Raw genomic sequence first — 16,280 nt, forward strand, 5'->3', positions numbered from 1 at the left:
GTGAACAAGATCGCTGACCCCCGCGACATCATCATCGCGCCGGTCGTCTCTGAGAAGAGCTACGGGCTCCTGGACGAGAACAAGTACACGTTCCTCGTCCGTCTGGACTCCAACAAGACTCAGATCAAGCAGGCGGTCGAGGAGGTGTTCAACGTCAAGGTGACGAGCGTGAACACCATCAACCGTCAGGGCAAGCGCAAGCGCACCCGGTTCGGCTATGGCAAGCGCAAGGACACCAAGCGCGCCATCGTCAGCCTGGCCGAGGGCGAGCGGATCGACATCTTCGGCGGCCCGGCCTAGGCCGGGAACGACCGGAGAGTTAGTTAAGGGATGAACGAATAAGATGGGCATCCGTAAGTACAAGCCGACGACTCCGGGTCGTCGCGGCTCCAGCGTGGCCGACTTCGTCGAGGTCACGCGCCGCGAGCCCGAGAAGTCGCTGCTGCGTCCGCTCCCCAAGAAGGGCGGCCGCAACAACCACGGCCGCATCACCACCCGGCACCAGGGCGGCGGCCACAAGCGCGCGTACCGAGTGATCGACTTCCGTCGCCACGACAAGGACGGGATCCCGGCCAAGGTCGCGCACATCGAGTACGACCCCAACCGCACCGCACGCATCGCGCTGCTGCACTACGCGGACGGCGAGAAGCGCTACATCCTCGCCCCGCAGGGCCTCAAGCAGGGCGACCGCGTCGAGAACGGCGCCGGCTCGGACATCAAGCCGGGCAACTGCCTGCCGCTGCGCAACATTCCGACGGGTACGGTCATCCACGCCATCGAGCTCAAGCCCGGTGGCGGCGCCAAGATCGCCCGTTCCGCGGGCGCCGGCGTCCAGCTGCTGGCCAAGGAGGGCAAGTACGCCACGCTGCGTATGCCCTCCGGCGAAATGCGCATGGTGGACGTCCGCTGCCGCGCGACCGTCGGCGAGGTCGGCAACGCCGAGCAGTCGAACATCAACTGGGGCAAGGCCGGTCGCATGCGGTGGAAGGGCAAGCGCCCGACCGTCCGCGGCGTGGCCATGAACCCGATCGACCACCCGCACGGTGGTGGTGAGGGCAAGACCTCCGGTGGTCGGCACCCGGTGAACCCGAACGGTAAGAAGGAAGGCCGTACGCGCCAGGCCAACAAGGCCAGCGACCGGCTGATCGTCCGTCGTCGCAGCAAGAAGAAGCGGTAGGAGTCGCTCGCTATGCCACGTAGCCTGAAGAAGGGTCCCTTCGTGGACGACCACCTTCAGAAGAAGGTGGACGCCCAGAACGAGAAGGGCACCAAGAACGTCATCAAGACGTGGTCGCGGCGTTCCATGATCGTGCCGGACATGATCGGTCACACGATCGCCGTGCACGACGGCCGCAAGCACGTTCCGGTGTTCATCACCGACGCCATGGTCGGACACAAGCTCGGAGAGTTCGCGCCGACGCGCACGTTCCGCAGCCACGTCAAGGAAGACCGCCGCAGCCGTCGCGGCTGAGCAGGCAGTTCGTAGGAGAGAGGGATCAGCGATGGAAGCCAGGGCCCAGGCGCGGTTCATCCGCGTCACGCCCATGAAGGCCCGCCGCGTGGTGGACCTCATCCGCGGCCTGCCGGCCGCGGAGGCGCAGGCGGTGCTGCGGTTCGCCCCACAGGCCGCCAGTGAGCCGGTGGGCAAGGTGCTCGCGAGTGCCATCGCCAACGCCGAGCACAACTTCAAGCTCGACACCGACACGCTGGTCGTCAGCGCCGCGTGGGTGGACGAGGGACCGACGCTCAAGCGGTTCCGTCCCCGCGCCCAGGGTCGGGCTTACCGCATCAACAAGCGCACGAGCCACATCACCGTGGTCGTCACCCCGCACGACGCTGACGCGTCGTCCGCGGCCGGCGGTAAGCAGGGCCGGAGGCGCGCCTCCGGCACGACCAAGAGGAGGGCCCGGTAGTGGGTCAGAAGATCAACCCGCACGGGTTCCGGCTCGGCATCACCACCGACCACAAGAGCGTGTGGTTCGCCGACAAGCTCTACAAGGACTACGTCAAGGAAGACGTCCAGATCCGGCGCATGCTGCAGAAGGGCATGGACCGGGCGGGCATCTCCAAGGTGGAGATCGAGCGGACCCGTGACCGTGTAGAGGTCAACATTCACACCGCCCGGCCGGGCATCGTCATCGGCCGCCGTGGCGCGGAGGCCGAGCGTCTCCGGGGCGACCTGGAGAAGCTGACCGGCAAGCAGGTGCGGCTCAACATCCTCGAGGTCAAGAACCCCGAGATCGACGCGCAGCTCGTCGCGCAGGGCGTGGCCGAGCAGCTGTCCAGCCGCGTCGCGTTCCGCCGTGCCATGCGCAAGGCCATCCAGTCCGCGATGAAGTCGGGCGCCAAGGGCATCAAGGTCCAGTGCTCCGGCCGTCTGGGCGGCGCTGAGATGTCCCGGTCCGAGTTCTACCGCGAGGGCCAGGTCCCGCTGCACACGCTGCGCGCCGACATCGACTACGGGTTCTACGAGGCCCGTACGACCTTCGGCCGCATCGGCGTCAAGGTGTGGATCTACAAGGGCGAGGCCGCGGCGACCCGCGCCGAGCGCGAGCAGAAGGCCGCGCAGCAGCGCGCCGCCGGCGGCGGTGGCGGCGGTGGCCGTGAGCGCCGCGGCGGCGACCGTCGTGGCGGTGCCCGTGGCGGCCGCGGCGGCCGTGGCGGCGAGGGCCGCGGCGGCGGCGAGCGCGGCGGCGCGCCGCGTCAGCAGCAGCAGAGTTCCGAGCAGCCCGCCGCTCCGGCCGCCGAGGCTGCTCCGACTGGAGAGGGGAGCTGAGTAACCGATGCTGATCCCTCGTAAGGTCAAGCACCGTAAGCAGCACCACCCGAAGCGCCGGGGAATGGCCAAGGGCGGTACGAAGGTTACTTTCGGTGAGTACGGCATCCAGGCCGTCGAGGGCGCGTACGTGACCAACCGGCAGATCGAGGCCGCACGTATCGCCATGACCCGCCACATCAAGCGTGGTGGCAAGGTCTGGATCAACATCTTCCCGGACCGCCCGCTGACCAAGAAGCCCGCCGAGACCCGCATGGGTTCCGGCAAGGGTTCGGTCGAGTGGTGGGTGGCCAACGTGAAGCCGGGCCGCGTGATGTTCGAGATCTCCTACCCGAACGAGGAAATCGCTCGGGAGGCGCTCACCCGCGCGATCCACAAGCTCCCCATGAAGTGCAAGATCGTTAAGCGAGAGGTGGGTGAGTCCTGATGGCCAAGGGTCTTACCGCCGACGATCTGCGGACCGAGCCCGAGGACGTCCTGGTCACCAAGCTGAAGGAGGCGAAGGAAGAGCTCTTCAACCTTCGTTTCCAGGCCGCTACCGGCCAGCTGGAGAGCCACGGTCGCCTGCGGACCGTCAAGCGCGAGATCGCCCGCATCTACACCGTGATGCGGGAGCGCGAGCTCGGCATCGTCACGGTCGCCGAGGACTCCGCGGAGGACAAGAACGATGACTGAGCAGCAGACGTCCGACCGGACCACCCGCAAGATCCTCGAGGGTCTGGTGGTCAGCGACAAGATGGACAAGACCGTGGTCGTGTCCGTCGAGGACCGCGTCAAGCACGCCAAGTACCACAAGGTGATCCGGCGGACGAAGAACTACAAGGCGCACGACGAGGCCAACGAGTGTGGCATCGGCGACCGCGTCCGTCTCATGGAGACCCGGCCGCTGTCCGCCACCAAGCGGTGGCGCGTGGTCGAGATCCTCGAGAAGGCCAAGTAGGGCGCTCGCGCCCGCGGACCCAGTCCGCAACTAGAAACCGATGGTTCCACCAGGCTCCGCGCTCCGGACGAGATCCGGGCGCGGAGAACCGGTGTGACGAACAGGAGTTGACGTGATCCAGCAGGAGTCGCGACTCAAAGTCGCCGACAACACGGGTGCGAAGGAGATCCTTTGCATCCGTGTGCTCGGCGGCTCGGGTCGGCGCTACGCGGGAGTCGGCGACGTCATCGTTGCGACCGTGAAGGACGCCCTTCCCGGCGCCGGTGTGAAGAAGGGTGACGTCGTCAAGGCAGTCGTCGTGCGCACCCGCAAGGAGCGCCGTCGTCCCGATGGCTCCTACATCCGCTTCGACGAGAACGCGGCCGTCCTGATCAAGGACGGTGGCGACCCCCGCGGCACCCGCATCTTCGGCCCGGTGGGCCGTGAACTGCGCGAGAAGAAGTTCATGCGAATCATCTCGCTCGCGCCGGAGGTGCTGTGATGAAGATCAAGAAGGGTGACGAGGTCATCGTCATCGCCGGTAAGGACAAGGGCGCCACGGGCAAGGTCCTGCGCGTCGACCCGAACCGGGAGCGTGTTGTCGTCGAGGGCGTCAACATCATCACCAAGAACATCAAGGCCGACGCGCAGCGTGCGGGCAAGGAGAGCGGCCAGGTCAAGGTCGAGGCCTCGCTCCACGTCAGCAACGTCGCGCTGGTCGAGGGCGGCGTGCCCGTCCGGATCGGCTACGAGTTCGACGAGGACGGCAACAAGGTCCGGGTCACCCGCCCGTACAAGAACCGTGCCAAGTCGGCCAAGCCGGCCGGCAAGGCCAAGGCGGCCAAGGCCGCCAAGGCGGACGGCGACGAGGGCGGTAAGGAGTCTGCTTCCGATGACTGAGACCGCTACCGAGCGTCCCGTGCCGCAGCCGAGGCTCAAGCTCCGCTACCGCGAGGAGATCGCGAAGGCGATGCAGGAGCAGTTCGGCTACGCCAACGTGATGCAGATCCCCGGCCTGACCAAGATCGTGGTCAACATGGGTGTGGGTGACGCCGCCAAGGACGCCAAGCTGATCGAGGGCGCCATCAAGGACCTCTCGGCGATCACCGGCCAGAAGCCGGCCGTCAACCGGGCCCGCAAGTCCATCGCGCAGTTCAAGCTGCGCGAGGGCATGCCGATCGGCGCGCACGTCACGCTGCGCGGCGACCGGATGTGGGAGTTCCTGGACCGCCTGCTGGCCACGGCGCTGCCGCGGATCCGTGACTTCCGCGGCCTGTCGCCGAAGCAGTTCGACGGCAACGGCAACTACACCTTCGGGCTGACCGAGCAGGTCATGTTCCACGAGATCGACCCGGACAAGGTCGACCGCTCGCGCGGCATGGACATCACGCTCGTCACCTCGGCCACGACCGACGACGAGGGCCGGGCGCTGCTCAAGCTCCTGGGCTTCCCCTTCAAGGAGAACTGAGCATGGCGAAGAAGTCTCTGATCGCCAAGGCGGCCCGGAAGCCGAAGTTCGGCGTCCGCGCGTACACTCGGTGCTCGCGCTGCGGGCGTCCGCGCTCCGTCTACCGCAAGTTCGGCCTCTGCCGAGTCTGCTTCCGGGAGATGGCGCACCGCGGCGAGCTGCCCGGCATCACCAAGTCCAGCTGGTAGGACGCCTGCGCCCCGGCACGGTCGACGACCGAACCGGGCGCGGGGTCCGTCCCAGCCAGTAATAACCACCGGGCACCTGACGAAGGTGCCCACGACCGCGCCAAAGGTCCACGGATCCGGTTCCGGAGCCTGGAAACCGTGGCGAGGGAGGGCCAGCAGGCCATGACGATGACCGACCCGATCGCAGACATGTTGACACGTCTGCGGAACGCCAACTCGGCATACCACGACTCGGTGGTCATGCCGTACTCGAAGATCAAGGCGCACATCGCCGAGATCCTCCAGCAGGAGGGTTACATCACCGGCTGGAGCGTCGAGGACGCCGAGGTCGGCAAGAAGCTCGTTATCGAGCTCAAGTTCGGCCCGACGCGTGAGCGTTCGATCGCCGGCATCAAGCGCGTCTCGAAGCCGGGTCTGCGCGTGTACGCCAAGAAGGACAACCTGCCGAAGGTCCTCGGCGGCCTGGGGATCGCGATCATTTCGACGTCCTCGGGTCTGATGACCGACCGGCAGGCAGGCAAGCGCGGAGTGGGCGGGGAAGTCCTCGCCTACGTCTGGTGAGGGGAGGGCTCTAACCATGTCTCGTATTGGACGACTTCCCATCTCCGTTCCCGGCGGCGTCGACGTCAAGATCGACGGCCAGGAGGTCACCGTCAAGGGGCCCAAGGGCACGCTGTCGCATGTGGTCGCGGAGCCCATCGTGGTCGAGCTGGAGGACGGCACGGTCAGCGTGTCCCGTCCCAACGACGTCAACACGGTGCGCGCGCTGCACGGCCTCACCCGTGCGCTCATCAACAACATGGTCGTCGGTGTCACCGAGGGCTACAGCAAGACCCTGGTGATCCAGGGCGTCGGTTACCGCGCCGTGCCCAAGGGCAAGAACATCGAGTTCTCCCTGGGCTACAGCCACCCGATCCTGGTCGAGGCGCCCGACGGCATCACCTTCACCGTCGAGAAGCCGACCCAGATCAAGGTCGAGGGCATCGACAAGCAGAAGGTCGGCGAGATCGCCGCCAACATCCGCAAGCTGCGCAAGCCCGACCCCTACAAGGGCAAGGGCGTGCGGTACGAGGGCGAACAGATCCGCCGCAAGGTCGGAAAGGCTGGTAAGTAGTCATGGCAGGCACCAAGACCCTGGCCGGAAAGGCCACGTCGGCGCGGGCCAAGTCCCGCAAGCGCCGGCACCTGCGGGTCCGGAAGAAGGTCGTGGGCACCGCCGCGCGTCCTCGCCTGGTCGTGACCCGCTCTACCAAGCACGTGTTCGTCCAGGTCATCGACGACACCAAGGGCCACACGCTGGCCTACGCGTCGACGATGGAGGCGGACCTGCGCTCCGGCGACGGCGACAAGACGGCCAAGTCCCGCAAGGTCGGCGAGCTCGTCGCCGCGCGGGCCAAGGAGGCCGGTGTCTCCGCCGTGGTCTTCGACCGGGGCGGCAACAAGTACCACGGGCGCGTCGCCGCCGTCGCGGACGGTGCGCGCGAGGGGGGCCTCCAGCTGTGACGGCCCTGACGACGAACGAGAAGAGGAACCACTGATGGCAGCGCAGAGGCGTGGTGGCGGTCAGGGTGGCGACCGTCGCGACGGCCGCCGCGATGACCGCCGCGGTGGCGCCGACAAGGGCCAGTCGTACATCGAGAAGGTCGTGGCGATCAACCGTGTCGCCAAGGTCGTGAAGGGTGGTCGTCGCTTCAGCTTCACCGCCCTCGTCATCGTCGGTGACGGCAACGGCACCGTCGGCGTCGGGTACGGCAAGGCCAAGGAAGTGCCCGCGGCGATCGCCAAGGGCGTCGAAGAGGCCAAGAAGCACTTCTTCAAGGTGCCGCGGATCCAGGGCACCATCCCGCACCTGGTGCAGGCGCGCGACGCCGCGGGCGAGGTCCTGCTGCGTCCGGCCAGCCCCGGTACCGGTGTGATCGCCGGTGGTCCGGTGCGCGCCGTGCTGGAGTGCGCCGGCATCCACGACGTGCTGAGCAAGTCGCTGGGCAGCGACAACGCGATCAACATCGTGCACGCGACGATCGCCGGTCTGAAGGCGCTCAAGCGTCCCGAGGAGATCGCGGCCAAGCGCGGCCTGCCGATCGAGGACGTCGCCCCGGCCGCCATGCTGCGGGCGCGCGCCGCCGGCAGCGAACCGAGGGCGGAGGCTCCGACCTCATGAGCCAGCTCAAGATCACGCAGACCAAGTCTGTGATCAGCGAGAAGCAGAACCAGCGTGACACGCTGCGCACCCTGGGCCTCAAGAAGATCGGTCAGAGCACCGTTCGCGAGGACACCCCGCAGGTGCTCGGCATGATCCGGACGGTGGCGCACCTTGTCACCGTCGAGGAGGTCGACTGACATGGCGGACGCCACTGAGGGCACCCCCCTCAAGGTGCACGACCTGCGTCCGGCCCCCGGCGCCAACAAGGCCAAGACCCGCAAGGGCCGTGGCGAGGCGTCCAAGGGCAAGACCGCCGGTCGCGGTACCAAGGGCACCAAGGCCCGCAACACGGTGCCGGTCGGGTTCGAGGGCGGCCAGATGCCCCTGATCCGCCGGGTGCCGAAGCTCAAGGGCTTCAAGAACCCCAACCGGGTCGAGTTCCAGGTGGTCAACCTGGACAAGCTGACCGAGCTCTACCCCGAGGGTGGCGAGGTCACGGCGGAGGACCTGGCGGCGAAGGGCGCGGTGCGCCCCAACCGTCCGGTGAAGGTCCTCGGCACCGGCGACATCTCCGTCGCGGTCCAGGTGAAGGTCAACGCCTTCTCCAAGTCCGCCAAGGAGAAGATCGTCGCGGCCGGCGGCTCCGCCGACGAGCTGTAACCCTGCGCCTAGCACGACGCACAGGGCCCCGCTCTCCCGCACGGGAGCCGGCGGGGCCCTGTGGCGTTGTCAGCAATAACGGAAAAGTTGTCAGAAACAGCTGAAAAAGTGTGCGAGCGCCTGCTGTCGTCGAACTCCGCCAGGTCGCGGCCACGTCTCCGTTCCAGCTCAGATCGGCCACGCCGAGGGCGAACGCGGATGCGGGCAGCGCGGCGGCGGTGAGATGGTTCGAAGTCCCTCGGGACAGGCGCTACCCTGGGCGGGGCCCGTCATGCTTCGCCGTAGGTGGTGCACTTCCAGGGCAAGATAAGGTATGGCCCTGAGCGGGGCGTGGGCGCCGCTCACCCCGGGACTGGATCCAGATCGACTCTGCCGTAATGGTGCAGGTCATGCAGGAGGAATAGTGCTGACCGCGTTCGCTCGGGCTTTCCGTACGCCTGACCTGCGTAAAAAGATCCTCTTCACGCTCTTCATCATCCTGGTGTTCCGGATCGGTTCGATCCTCCCGACGCCGAACGTGAACGTGGGAGCGTTGAAGGAGACGGCCGACGCCGCCAAGAAGGGCGCCTCGGGGCAGGTCTTCCAGCTTGTCGACCTCTTCAGCGGTGGAGCACTGCTGAAGTTGTCGGTCTTCGCGCTGGGCATCATGCCCTACATCACCGCGAGCATCATCTTGCAGCTGCTGACCGTGGTGATCCCGCGGCTCGAGGCCCTCAAGAAGGAGGGCCAGGCCGGCACCACGAAGATCACGCAGTACACCCGGTACCTGACGGTCGCGCTGGCCATCCTCCAGGCCACCGGCATCGTCGCCATGGCGAGCACGGGCAACCTGTTCGGCAACTCGGCGGGCGCCGACGACGTGCTCTACGAGAAGGGCGTCTTCCCGATCGTCACGATGGTCATCGTGATGGTCGCCGGCACCTCGGTCATCATGTGGCTCGGTGAGCTGATCACCGACCGGGGCGTCGGCAACGGCATGTCGATCCTGATCTTCACCCAGGTCGTCGCGGTCTTCCCGTCGCAGTTCTGGGGGATCTACAAGACCAAGGGCTCGTTCATCTTCGCGATCGTCATCCTGGTGGGTCTGGCGATCATGGCGGGTGTCGTCTTCGTCGAACAGGCACAACGCCGGATCCCGGTGCAGTACGCCAAGCGCATGGTCGGCCGCCGGATGTACGGCGGCACCTCGACCTACATCCCGCTGAAGGTCAACCAGGCGGGCATCATCCCGGTCATCTTCGCCTCGTCGCTGCTCTACCTGCCGGTGCTGGCCTCGCAGCTGTGGCCCAACAACTCGTGGGTCCAGAAGGTCCAGCCGTACCTCCAGCAGGACAACCCCTGGCACATGGCGGTGTTCTTCGGCTTCATCATCTTCTTCACGTACTTCTACGTGGCCATCACGTTCAACCCCACTGAAGTCGCCGACAACATGAAGAAGTATGGTGGATTCATCCCAGGCATTCGTCCGGGCCGGCCGACCGCCGAGTACCTCGACTACGTGCTGACCCGGATCACCACTCCCGGTGCGCTCTACCTGGGGCTCGTCTCGCTGATCCCGATGGTGGCGTTCGCTCTGCTGGACGCGACCCAGGACTTCCCCTTCGGCGGGACGAGCATTCTCATCGTCGTCGGCGTCGGACTGGATACCGTGAAGCAGGTCGAATCGCAGCTCCAGCAGCGTAACTACGAGGGCTTCCTCCGGTAGTGCGTATCGTGCTGGTGGGCCCCCCGGGAGCGGGCAAGGGGACTCAGGCCCAGTTCATCGCATCGCACCTGTCCATCCCGAAGATCTCGACAGGTGACATCTTCCGCGCCAACGTGAGCGGCGGTACCGAGCTCGGCCGGCAGGCCAAGCAGTACATGGACCGCGGCGACCTCGTCCCCGACGAGGTGACCATCGCGATGGTGCGGGACCGCCTGGCCGAGGACGACGCGCAGGACGGCTTCCTTCTGGACGGCTTCCCGCGCAACGTCCCCCAGGCCGAGACGCTCAAGAAGATGTTGTCCGCCGACTTCGACGCCAAGCTCGACATCGTGCTCGAGCTGGTCGTCGACGAGGACGAGGTCGTCCGGCGGTTGTCGGGCCGGCGCACCTGCGAGCAGTGCGGGCGCATCTGGCACGTCGACTTCGACGACAAGAAGGACGACATCTGCGACGACTGCGGCGGGCACCTGTTCCAGCGGGACGACGACAAGGAGGACGTCGTCCGGCATCGCCTCGAGGTGTACCAGGAACAAACGGCCCCGCTCGTCCAGTTCTATGCCGATGAGGGCATCCTGAAGGGTATCGACGCGACCGGCCCGGTCGAGGAGGTCACCAAGCGCGCCTTGGACGCGCTGCGTCCGCTGGAGAAGTGACCCCTGAAGACCACCGCACAGGGGGAGAGATGTTCAAGCGGCGCAAGCCGGTGATCCAGATGAAGACGCCCGAGCAGATCGAGCTCATGCGCGCGGCCGGCCTGCTGGTCGGCGAGACGTTGCAGCTGCTCCGCGAGGCCGTCAAGCCCGGCATCACCACCGCCGATCTGGACGTGATCGCCGAGCAGAACATCCGCGACAACGGCGGCGTTCCCTCGTTCAAGGGCTACCACGGGTTCCCGGCGACGATCTGTGCCTCGGTCAACGAGGAGATCGTGCACGGGATCCCGCGCGCCACCAAGGTCCTCGGCGAGGGTGACGTCATCTCGATCGACTGCGGCGCGATCGTCGAGGGCTGGCACGGCGACTCGGCGATCACCGTTGCGGTGGGGGAGGTCCCCGCGGAGCTGACCAAGCTCCTGGAGGTCACCGAGGAGTCCCTGTGGCACGGCCTGAAGGCCGGCGTGGCCGGGGCCCACCTCACGGACATGTCGCACGCGATCGAGTCTCACATCCGCTCTCAGGGCCGCTACGGCATCGTTGAGGGCTACGGCGGGCACGGCATCGGGACCGAGATGCACATGGACCCGCTCATCCCCAACCACGGCGCCCCCGGCTACGGGCCGATCCTCGAGGTCGGCATGTGCTTCGCGGTGGAGCCGATGGTCAACCTCGGCACCAAGGACACCGTCGAGCTCGAGGACGGCTGGACCGTGATCACCACGGACGGGAAGTACTCGGCGCACTTCGAGCACACCTTCGCGGTCACCCCCGAGGGTCCCCGCGTGCTCACGGCCCTTGACGAGGGCCGGGAGTGGTTCGCCAAGCTGGAGGGGTAGCCCCCAGGGCGAAGAGGGGGTCGAAGAGGGGGATGGCATGACGAACCCGGACATGCGGGCCTCGGACTCCGACCGTGACCGGGTGGCCGAGGCCCTGCGGGAGCACTGCGCCGAGGGCCGCATCACCATGGACGAGCTGCACGAGCGGCTGGAGTCCACCTATTCGGCCAAGACCCTGGGCGATCTCCAGGCGGTGACGTCGGACCTGCCCGAAGAGGATCTCTACGCGCTGCCCGTGCCCGCGTCGCAACGTTCGTCCAGCGTGCCCGCCAAGCGCGGGTCGGGAGAGCTCGCGATGCCCGGCCCCGGCGCCCTGTGGGTGAGCTGGGCCTCGGTCAACGCGGTCTGCTTCACCGTCTGGGCGGTCGTGGCGATCGCCGGCGGCCCCCTCTACCCCTGGTTCCTGTGGGTGGCCGGGCCGTGGGGCGCGCTCCTGCTGGTGAGCACGATCTTCAAGTCACGCTCGTCCGGCTGAGCCGCCGGGGCTACTCGACGTCCATCAGGGGGCGGTAGTTGCCCGTCGGGACGAAATGCGTGGTCGCCCCTTCCTCGGTCACCAGGTGCACGGCGTAGCCGGCGGGTTCTCCGGTCACCGCGGCCCGGCCGGGGTGGGTGAGGTCGAGGAACAGCTGCCGGTAGGTGCTGGGGCAGGTGGTGCAGACGGTGCCGCCGAGCGATCCCACCGAGCCGCGGTGCACATGCCCGCTGATCACCCGGGTCACCTGCGGGTTGCGGGCGATGATCTTGCTGAACGCGCCCGTGTCGGCGAACCGCATGTCGTCGATGAAGCGGATGCCGATCGGGTACGGGGGATGGTGGGTCGCGACCACCGTCGGGACGTCCGGCTCGGCGGCGAGCGCCGCCGCCAGCCAGTCCAGCCGTTCGGCGTCCATCTCGCCGTACGGCTCGTCGCGCACCGTGGTGTCGCAGCACACGAGCCGCACGCCGTTGACGTCCACCGCGTACTGCACCGGGGCGCCGTCGCGGCCCGAACCGGCCACCGCCGGATGATCCTTGAACGCGGCGCGCAGCTCGTCGCGGTCGTCGTGATTGCCCGGCAGTGGATAGACGGCCATGGGCAGCGGCGACAGCAGCGCGTGCAGCCGGGCGTACTCGCCGGCCAGGCCGCCGTCGGCCAGGTCGCCGGTGAGGACCACGGCGTCGGGCCGGGCGGGCAGCGACAGGAGGCTGGACACGGCCGCCCGCAGCGCCCGGACGGGGCCGGAGTCGTCGTCGACCTCGCCGTTCCTGCCCGCGGCAAGGTGGATGTCGCTGAGCTGCGCGATGATCGCCATTGATCCTCCCCCTGGGTGGAGCACGGTACGGACCCACGGGCGCCGGGAGCCGTCCGGAGTGCTGGAACGATCTTTGCGTCCGGTTGACCGCGGTGTCGACTTGGCGCGGGGACAAGAAGATCGACGGGCTCAGTGCAGAGGCCGACCCGGGGGAACCGATGATCCGCACACTATCGACAGCCTGCGCCGCGGCGGCGCTCGGTACCGCCCTGGCGGTGCCCGCGCACGCGGACGGCGAGGTCAGGGTCGAGCCGTCCCGGGCGGAGCCCGGCGAGACGGTGACGATCACCGCGCCCACGTCCTGCAACGATCCGGTGGCGACGTCGAACGCGTTCCCCTACGGCGTCCAGGTCCAGCTGTCGTCGGCCGACGACCCGACCTCGGGCCGCCCGCTCGGGCAGACCGAGATCGACTCGGCCGCGACGCCCACCGCCTACTCGGTCGACGTCAAGTGCTCCGACGGTTCCACGATCACGGGCTCGGTGGAGGTCGTCCCGATCGGGACCGGCCCGGGCCCGGACACCGGCGGGGGCGGGCTGGCGGCCCTCAACGGGCCGCGCGACTGGGGGGCGGCGCTGGCCGCCGGGGCCGGGCTGGTGCTGGCCGCCGGCATCGGGGCGGCCGTCCGGCGGTCCCGCCGCGACCGGACGGAATTCGATGCCTGATCGTTGCCGCCGCCACGGCCGCCGGTCACGCGGACGCTGCGCGCTCGTCGCCGCCGTGGGCGTGACCCAGGTCGTGACGGGCTGTTCCCTGCACCGCGCGCCGTCCACCGAGCTCGCCTTCCCGGCCGTCGTGAGCGGCGCCTCCGCGCGCCCGGCGCCGCTCCGGAGCACGCTGGGCCGGTACGAGCCCACCTCGATCGCCATCCCGCGCATCGCGGTGAACGCGCCGCTCACCCGGGTCGGCAGCGAGGGGAACGGCCAGATCAAGGCCCCGCCGCTGGACGACCACAACCTGGCGGGCTGGTACGAGCGCGGCGCCACCCCGGGGGAACCGGGCACCGCGGTGATCGTCGGGCATCTGGACACCACCGGCGGTCCGGCCGTCTTCGCCCGCCTGCGCGAGCTCGAGCAGGGCGACGTCGTCGGGGTCGTCCGCGCCGACGAGACGGTCGCCGTCTTCAAGATCACCGCCGTCGAGCAGGTCGCCAAGCACCGGTTCCCGGCCGGCCGCGTCCATGGCTCCGGTCAGGGCGGCGTCCCGGAGCTGCGCCTGGTCACCTGCGCGGGCACGTACGACGAGTCCCGCCGCTCCTACCCCGACAACCTGATCCTCTACGCGACCTTCGCCGCCGCCTACCGCGTGGCCGACCTCCTGAAGACCTGACCGCGGCAGGCCCCGGCCGCCGCTAGGCGACGACGGCCGACAGGGCGTTGGTGATCGCTTCCGGGGCGGGGGCCACCTCGGGGACGACGTCGCGCAGGGCCAGCCAGCCGTTGATGGCGCGGGCGGTGGGACGGGCCTCGCGCAGCTGGGGGTCGTCGATGTCGTACCAGGCCGCGACCTTGGACCAGCGCCACAGCCGGTGGCCGGCGCTGGAGAGCTCCGAGGCCGGGAAGCCGCCGGCGCCGCGGGCCCCGGTGATGGCCATCCGCACCGAGTCGTGCGTGCGGCCCACCCGCTCGGCGATGTCGCGGATGGTGAGCAGGGGGTCGGCCTCGAGGCGTTCGACCTGGAGGCCCGGGGCACTCGCCTCGACGTGGGCGATCACATCCATGATCGCGGTGGCGAGGGTCGGGCCCTGCCAATTGCAGGAGGCGTTTCCCGGGCGTTCGGCGTGATGCGGCTCACTGATGATCGAAACTGTGACCTGACCGTGAGTCCGGTCGAACAGCGGATCGAGCTCGTCCTCGTAGAGGGGACGACTGAGGATCAGCACGAAGTCATAGCTCGGCATGCTGACCCTCCTTGATGTAGCGCTCCTGGAAAGGTACAACGCGTGAGCGCTGTATGCTGGGGTCGGGAGTAGTCTCCGGTGCCGGATCGTGCGCTAATTTCACATTCGGGCCCCGGTTGACGTAGACTCCTATGTCGGTCCGATTTCTGGCCGCCTGATCCCAGCCTGCACCTTCTGGTGTGGCGTGGGTGCGGCCGGGCCATCTCCAGGATTTCTCCTCACGGGGTATCACGGGGTATCGGGCCGGGTCCAATGAGCCGATCAGTGAAGCGCGGAGGACATGCCCAAGAAAGAAGGCGCCATCGAGATCGAGGGCACCGTCATCGAGTCCCTCCCGAACGCCATGTTCCGGGTGGAGCTGGACAACGGGCACAAGGTGCTCGCCCACATCAGCGGCAAGATGCGGATGCACTACATCCGGATCCTGCCGGACGACCGCGTCGTCGTGGAGCTGAGCCCCTACGACCTCACGCGTGGTCGGATCGTCTACCGCTACAAGTAATCCCACTGGGGTTGCCTTCCACGTGCGTGGCGGCGCGTGGGTGACCCTGATCTCTAGGAGACCCAGTGAAGGTCAAGCCGAGCGTCAAGAAGATCTGCCAGAAGTGCCGCGTCATCCGCCGGCACGGCCGGGTCATGGTCATTTGCTCTGACCCGCGCCACAAGCAGCGCCAGGGCTGACGCGACCCTGCCGCACAACTCCATCAAGCGCATCGCAGCTTCGCACTCCGGTCGCCGTACGAGCCTGAATCCCCAAGATCAGGTCGTACGGCACGGTCGTGTGAAGGGAGACCCTCGGACGGAGGCCGAGGCCGCCACCCGGGCAGGGTGTGAGCGGACGCGATGCGCCAATACCTCCGCCAATGAAGGGAACTGCCCACGATGGCACGCCTCCTCGGCGTCGATCTCCCGCGCGACAAGCGCATCGAGATCGCTCTCACCTACGTCTTCGGCATCGGCCGCACCCGGGCCCAGGAGACTCTGAAGGAAACCGGTGTCAACCCCGATCTGCGGGTGCACCAGCTCGGCGACGACGAGCTGGTCAAGCTCCGTGACTGGGTCGAGGCGAACTACAAGGTCGAGGGTGACCTTCGCCGCGAGGTCCAGGCGGACATCCGCCGCAAGATCGAGATCGGTAGTTACCAGGGGATCCGGCACCGCCGCGGTCTCCCCGTGCACGGTCAGCGCACGCAGACCAACGCGCGTACCCGCAAGGGCAAGAAGAAGACCGTGGCCGGCAAGAAGAAGGCCGGCAAGAAGTAGTCCGTCCCGGACCTCGGTCCGAGCGGATCGATGACCTCACGAGTAGAGAGAGCACATGCCTCCTAAGAGCCGTGTCGGCGCCAAGAAGGTGCGCCGCAAGGAAAAGAAGAACGTCGCTCACGGGCACGCCCACATCAAGAGCACGTTCAACAACACGATCGTCTCGATCACCGACCCCAACGGGAACGTGATCTCCTGGGCCTCGTCCGGCCACGTGGGTTTCAAGGGCTCTCGCAAGTCCACCCCGTTCGCCGCTCAGCAGGCCGCCGAGGCCGCCGCCCGCCGCGCCATGGAGCACGGCATGCGCAAGGTCGACGTCTTCGTGAAGGGCCCGGGCTCGGGCCGCGAGACCGCCATCCGTTCGCTCCAGGCGACCGGCCTCGAGGTGGGCTCGATCCAGGACGTCACGCCGGTTCCGCACAACGGCTGCCGCCCGCCGAAGCGCCGCCGGGTCTGACGCAGCTAGGGGAG

General features: G+C 67.9%; 29 protein-coding genes and 1 pseudogene. 28 read left to right on the forward strand and 2 right to left on the reverse strand.

Annotated elements, in window-relative coordinates; translation table 11 throughout:
* The 22 genes and pseudogenes from rplW (at nucleotide 1) to ABZ810_RS39390 (ending at nucleotide 11,826) form a co-directional block, all read left to right on the forward strand.
* On the forward strand, nucleotides 1-300 hold the full coding sequence (gene rplW, locus ABZ810_RS39285; protein WP_358411998.1) for a 50S ribosomal protein L23: 300 nt from the start codon (nucleotides 1-3) through the stop codon (nucleotides 298-300).
* Nucleotides 301-343: 43 nt separating this feature from the next.
* Nucleotides 344-1,177, forward strand: a complete 834-nt coding sequence (gene rplB, locus ABZ810_RS39290) for a 50S ribosomal protein L2 (protein WP_358411999.1) — start codon at nucleotides 344-346, stop codon at nucleotides 1,175-1,177.
* A 12-nt stretch (nucleotides 1,178-1,189) separates the two neighbouring features.
* Nucleotides 1,190-1,471, forward strand: coding sequence for a 30S ribosomal protein S19 (gene rpsS / locus ABZ810_RS39295; RefSeq protein WP_161100910.1), 282 nt, complete (start codon nucleotides 1,190-1,192; stop codon nucleotides 1,469-1,471).
* Nucleotides 1,472-1,502: 31 nt separating this feature from the next.
* Nucleotides 1,503-1,913, forward strand: coding sequence for a 50S ribosomal protein L22 (gene rplV / locus ABZ810_RS39300; protein ID WP_358412000.1), 411 nt, complete (start codon nucleotides 1,503-1,505; stop codon nucleotides 1,911-1,913).
* Nucleotides 1,913-2,776: a 30S ribosomal protein S3 gene (gene rpsC, locus ABZ810_RS39305; RefSeq protein WP_358412001.1), complete on the forward strand. Its 864-nt coding sequence runs from the start codon at nucleotides 1,913-1,915 to the stop codon at nucleotides 2,774-2,776. Before rplV ends, rpsC begins: the two co-directional genes overlap by 1 nt.
* Before the next feature lie 7 nt (nucleotides 2,777-2,783).
* Nucleotides 2,784-3,203, forward strand: a complete 420-nt coding sequence (rplP, locus tag ABZ810_RS39310) for a 50S ribosomal protein L16 (protein ID WP_358412002.1) — start codon at nucleotides 2,784-2,786, stop codon at nucleotides 3,201-3,203.
* On the forward strand, nucleotides 3,203-3,451 hold the full coding sequence (gene rpmC, locus ABZ810_RS39315) for a 50S ribosomal protein L29 (RefSeq protein ID WP_358412003.1): 249 nt from the start codon (nucleotides 3,203-3,205) through the stop codon (nucleotides 3,449-3,451). Before rplP ends, rpmC begins: the two co-directional genes overlap by 1 nt.
* Nucleotides 3,444-3,716, forward strand: coding sequence for a 30S ribosomal protein S17 (gene rpsQ, locus ABZ810_RS39320; protein WP_358412004.1), 273 nt, complete (start codon nucleotides 3,444-3,446; stop codon nucleotides 3,714-3,716). The genes rpmC and rpsQ overlap by 8 nt, the downstream gene beginning before the upstream one ends.
* Before the next feature lie 112 nt (nucleotides 3,717-3,828).
* A complete protein-coding gene (gene rplN, locus ABZ810_RS39325; protein WP_026414311.1) occupies nucleotides 3,829-4,197 on the forward strand; it encodes a 50S ribosomal protein L14 in 369 nt (122 codons plus the stop codon).
* Nucleotides 4,197-4,484: pseudogene (rplX, locus tag ABZ810_RS39330) on the forward strand (50S ribosomal protein L24); the annotation flags it as partial. The gene rplN and the pseudogene rplX, both read left to right, overlap by 1 nt.
* A gap of 103 nt (nucleotides 4,485-4,587) precedes the next feature.
* Nucleotides 4,588-5,163 (forward strand): 50S ribosomal protein L5, encoded by a 576-nt coding sequence (rplE, locus tag ABZ810_RS39335; RefSeq protein ID WP_358412005.1) that lies wholly within the window; start codon nucleotides 4,588-4,590, stop codon nucleotides 5,161-5,163.
* 2 nt (nucleotides 5,164-5,165) lie between these two features.
* Nucleotides 5,166-5,351: a type Z 30S ribosomal protein S14 gene (locus ABZ810_RS39340; protein ID WP_018657585.1), complete on the forward strand. Its 186-nt coding sequence runs from the start codon at nucleotides 5,166-5,168 to the stop codon at nucleotides 5,349-5,351.
* 162 nt (nucleotides 5,352-5,513) lie between these two features.
* Nucleotides 5,514-5,912, forward strand: a complete 399-nt coding sequence (rpsH, locus tag ABZ810_RS39345) for a 30S ribosomal protein S8 (protein ID WP_358412130.1) — start codon at nucleotides 5,514-5,516, stop codon at nucleotides 5,910-5,912.
* Nucleotides 5,913-5,928: 16 nt separating this feature from the next.
* Nucleotides 5,929-6,465 (forward strand): 50S ribosomal protein L6, encoded by a 537-nt coding sequence (rplF, locus tag ABZ810_RS39350; RefSeq protein ID WP_358412006.1) that lies wholly within the window; start codon nucleotides 5,929-5,931, stop codon nucleotides 6,463-6,465.
* 2 nt (nucleotides 6,466-6,467) lie between these two features.
* Nucleotides 6,468-6,854 carry a 50S ribosomal protein L18 gene (gene rplR, locus ABZ810_RS39355; RefSeq protein ID WP_358412007.1) on the forward strand — a complete coding sequence of 129 codons (387 nt, stop codon included), beginning with the start codon at nucleotides 6,468-6,470 and terminating at the stop codon, nucleotides 6,852-6,854.
* A 31-nt stretch (nucleotides 6,855-6,885) separates the two neighbouring features.
* Nucleotides 6,886-7,512, forward strand: coding sequence for a 30S ribosomal protein S5 (rpsE, locus tag ABZ810_RS39360; RefSeq protein WP_151558938.1), 627 nt, complete (start codon nucleotides 6,886-6,888; stop codon nucleotides 7,510-7,512).
* Nucleotides 7,509-7,691, forward strand: coding sequence for a 50S ribosomal protein L30 (gene rpmD, locus ABZ810_RS39365; protein ID WP_358412008.1), 183 nt, complete (start codon nucleotides 7,509-7,511; stop codon nucleotides 7,689-7,691). The genes rpsE and rpmD overlap by 4 nt, the downstream gene beginning before the upstream one ends.
* Before the next feature lies 1 nt (nucleotide 7,692).
* Complete coding sequence (gene rplO / locus ABZ810_RS39370; protein WP_358412009.1) at nucleotides 7,693-8,154, forward strand: 50S ribosomal protein L15; 462 nt, start codon at nucleotides 7,693-7,695, stop codon at nucleotides 8,152-8,154.
* A 403-nt stretch (nucleotides 8,155-8,557) separates the two neighbouring features.
* The gene (secY, locus tag ABZ810_RS39375; protein ID WP_358412010.1) at nucleotides 8,558-9,859 is read left to right on the forward strand and encodes a preprotein translocase subunit SecY; all 1,302 of its coding nucleotides are present in this window, start codon (nucleotides 8,558-8,560) and stop codon (nucleotides 9,857-9,859) included.
* Nucleotides 9,859-10,512, forward strand: coding sequence for an adenylate kinase (locus ABZ810_RS39380; RefSeq protein WP_358412011.1), 654 nt, complete (start codon nucleotides 9,859-9,861; stop codon nucleotides 10,510-10,512). Before secY ends, ABZ810_RS39380 begins: the two co-directional genes overlap by 1 nt.
* Nucleotides 10,513-10,541: 29 nt before the next feature.
* Complete coding sequence (gene map, locus ABZ810_RS39385; RefSeq protein ID WP_358412131.1) at nucleotides 10,542-11,351, forward strand: type I methionyl aminopeptidase; 810 nt, start codon at nucleotides 10,542-10,544, stop codon at nucleotides 11,349-11,351.
* A 37-nt stretch (nucleotides 11,352-11,388) separates the two neighbouring features.
* Nucleotides 11,389-11,826 (forward strand): DUF1707 domain-containing protein, encoded by a 438-nt coding sequence (locus ABZ810_RS39390; protein ID WP_358412012.1) that lies wholly within the window; start codon nucleotides 11,389-11,391, stop codon nucleotides 11,824-11,826.
* A 10-nt stretch (nucleotides 11,827-11,836) separates the two neighbouring features.
* Here the strand turns inward: ABZ810_RS39390 and ABZ810_RS39395 are convergent, their stop codons facing one another.
* The gene (locus ABZ810_RS39395; protein WP_358412013.1) at nucleotides 11,837-12,646 is read right to left on the reverse strand and encodes a phosphodiesterase; all 810 of its coding nucleotides are present in this window, start codon (nucleotides 12,644-12,646) and stop codon (nucleotides 11,837-11,839) included.
* A gap of 158 nt (nucleotides 12,647-12,804) precedes the next feature.
* Between ABZ810_RS39395 and ABZ810_RS39400 the strand changes: the two genes are divergently transcribed.
* Nucleotides 12,805-13,311 carry a hypothetical protein gene (locus ABZ810_RS39400; RefSeq protein WP_358412014.1) on the forward strand — a complete coding sequence of 169 codons (507 nt, stop codon included), beginning with the start codon at nucleotides 12,805-12,807 and terminating at the stop codon, nucleotides 13,309-13,311.
* Nucleotides 13,304-13,975 (forward strand): class F sortase, encoded by a 672-nt coding sequence (locus ABZ810_RS39405; RefSeq protein ID WP_358412015.1) that lies wholly within the window; start codon nucleotides 13,304-13,306, stop codon nucleotides 13,973-13,975. The genes ABZ810_RS39400 and ABZ810_RS39405 overlap by 8 nt, the downstream gene beginning before the upstream one ends.
* 22 nt (nucleotides 13,976-13,997) lie before the next feature.
* Here the strand turns inward: ABZ810_RS39405 and ABZ810_RS39410 are convergent, their stop codons facing one another.
* Complete coding sequence (locus ABZ810_RS39410; protein WP_358412016.1) at nucleotides 13,998-14,546, reverse strand: hypothetical protein; 549 nt, start codon at nucleotides 14,544-14,546, stop codon at nucleotides 13,998-14,000.
* Nucleotides 14,547-14,826: 280 nt separating this feature from the next.
* Between ABZ810_RS39410 and infA the strand changes: the two genes are divergently transcribed.
* The 4 genes from infA (at nucleotide 14,827) to rpsK (ending at nucleotide 16,266) form a co-directional block, all read left to right on the forward strand.
* Entirely contained in the window at nucleotides 14,827-15,048 is a 222-nt protein-coding gene (gene infA / locus ABZ810_RS39415; RefSeq protein WP_018657567.1) for a translation initiation factor IF-1, read from the forward strand.
* 65 nt (nucleotides 15,049-15,113) lie between these two features.
* Nucleotides 15,114-15,227 (forward strand): 50S ribosomal protein L36, encoded by a 114-nt coding sequence (gene rpmJ, locus ABZ810_RS39420; protein ID WP_018657566.1) that lies wholly within the window; start codon nucleotides 15,114-15,116, stop codon nucleotides 15,225-15,227.
* Between the two features lie 201 nt (nucleotides 15,228-15,428).
* Entirely contained in the window at nucleotides 15,429-15,809 is a 381-nt protein-coding gene (rpsM, locus tag ABZ810_RS39425; protein ID WP_358412017.1) for a 30S ribosomal protein S13, read from the forward strand.
* Nucleotides 15,810-15,864: 55 nt separating this feature from the next.
* Nucleotides 15,865-16,266 (forward strand): 30S ribosomal protein S11, encoded by a 402-nt coding sequence (gene rpsK, locus ABZ810_RS39430; RefSeq protein WP_021596710.1) that lies wholly within the window; start codon nucleotides 15,865-15,867, stop codon nucleotides 16,264-16,266.
* The last annotated feature ends 14 nt before the right edge of the window (nucleotides 16,267-16,280 follow it).

The organism is Spirillospora sp. NPDC047279 (assembly GCF_040643285.1).
Classification (GTDB): Bacteria; Actinomycetota; Actinomycetes; order Streptosporangiales; family Streptosporangiaceae; genus Spirillospora.

Bases quoted from the DNA above. Each gene is read 5' to 3' on its own strand.
- rplB (WP_358411999.1), top strand. From the start codon at position 344: ATGGGCATCCGTAAGTACAAGCCGACGACTCCGGGTCGTCGCGGCTCC.
- rpsS (WP_161100910.1), top strand. From the start codon at position 1,190: ATGCCACGTAGCCTGAAGAAGGGTCCCTTCGTGGACGACCACCTTCAG.
- rplV (WP_358412000.1), top strand. From the start codon at position 1,503: ATGGAAGCCAGGGCCCAGGCGCGGTTCATCCGCGTCACGCCCATGAAG.
- rplP (WP_358412002.1), top strand. From the start codon at position 2,784: ATGCTGATCCCTCGTAAGGTCAAGCACCGTAAGCAGCACCACCCGAAG.
- rpmC (WP_358412003.1), top strand. From the start codon at position 3,203: ATGGCCAAGGGTCTTACCGCCGACGATCTGCGGACCGAGCCCGAGGAC.
- rpsQ (WP_358412004.1), top strand. From the start codon at position 3,444: ATGACTGAGCAGCAGACGTCCGACCGGACCACCCGCAAGATCCTCGAG.
- rplE (WP_358412005.1), top strand. From the start codon at position 4,588: ATGACTGAGACCGCTACCGAGCGTCCCGTGCCGCAGCCGAGGCTCAAG.
- ABZ810_RS39340 (WP_018657585.1), top strand. From the start codon at position 5,166: ATGGCGAAGAAGTCTCTGATCGCCAAGGCGGCCCGGAAGCCGAAGTTC.
- rpsH (WP_358412130.1), top strand. From the start codon at position 5,514: ATGACGATGACCGACCCGATCGCAGACATGTTGACACGTCTGCGGAAC.
- rplF (WP_358412006.1), top strand. From the start codon at position 5,929: ATGTCTCGTATTGGACGACTTCCCATCTCCGTTCCCGGCGGCGTCGAC.
- rplR (WP_358412007.1), top strand. From the start codon at position 6,468: ATGGCAGGCACCAAGACCCTGGCCGGAAAGGCCACGTCGGCGCGGGCC.
- rpmD (WP_358412008.1), top strand. From the start codon at position 7,509: ATGAGCCAGCTCAAGATCACGCAGACCAAGTCTGTGATCAGCGAGAAG.
- rplO (WP_358412009.1), top strand. From the start codon at position 7,693: ATGGCGGACGCCACTGAGGGCACCCCCCTCAAGGTGCACGACCTGCGT.
- map (WP_358412131.1), top strand. From the start codon at position 10,542: ATGTTCAAGCGGCGCAAGCCGGTGATCCAGATGAAGACGCCCGAGCAG.
- ABZ810_RS39390 (WP_358412012.1), top strand. From the start codon at position 11,389: ATGACGAACCCGGACATGCGGGCCTCGGACTCCGACCGTGACCGGGTG.
- ABZ810_RS39395 (WP_358412013.1), bottom strand. From the start codon at position 12,646: ATGGCGATCATCGCGCAGCTCAGCGACATCCACCTTGCCGCGGGCAGG.
- ABZ810_RS39400 (WP_358412014.1), top strand. From the start codon at position 12,805: ATGATCCGCACACTATCGACAGCCTGCGCCGCGGCGGCGCTCGGTACC.
- ABZ810_RS39405 (WP_358412015.1), top strand. From the start codon at position 13,304: ATGCCTGATCGTTGCCGCCGCCACGGCCGCCGGTCACGCGGACGCTGC.
- ABZ810_RS39410 (WP_358412016.1), bottom strand. From the start codon at position 14,546: ATGCCGAGCTATGACTTCGTGCTGATCCTCAGTCGTCCCCTCTACGAG.
- infA (WP_018657567.1), top strand. From the start codon at position 14,827: ATGCCCAAGAAAGAAGGCGCCATCGAGATCGAGGGCACCGTCATCGAG.
- rpsM (WP_358412017.1), top strand. From the start codon at position 15,429: ATGGCACGCCTCCTCGGCGTCGATCTCCCGCGCGACAAGCGCATCGAG.
- rpsK (WP_021596710.1), top strand. From the start codon at position 15,865: ATGCCTCCTAAGAGCCGTGTCGGCGCCAAGAAGGTGCGCCGCAAGGAA.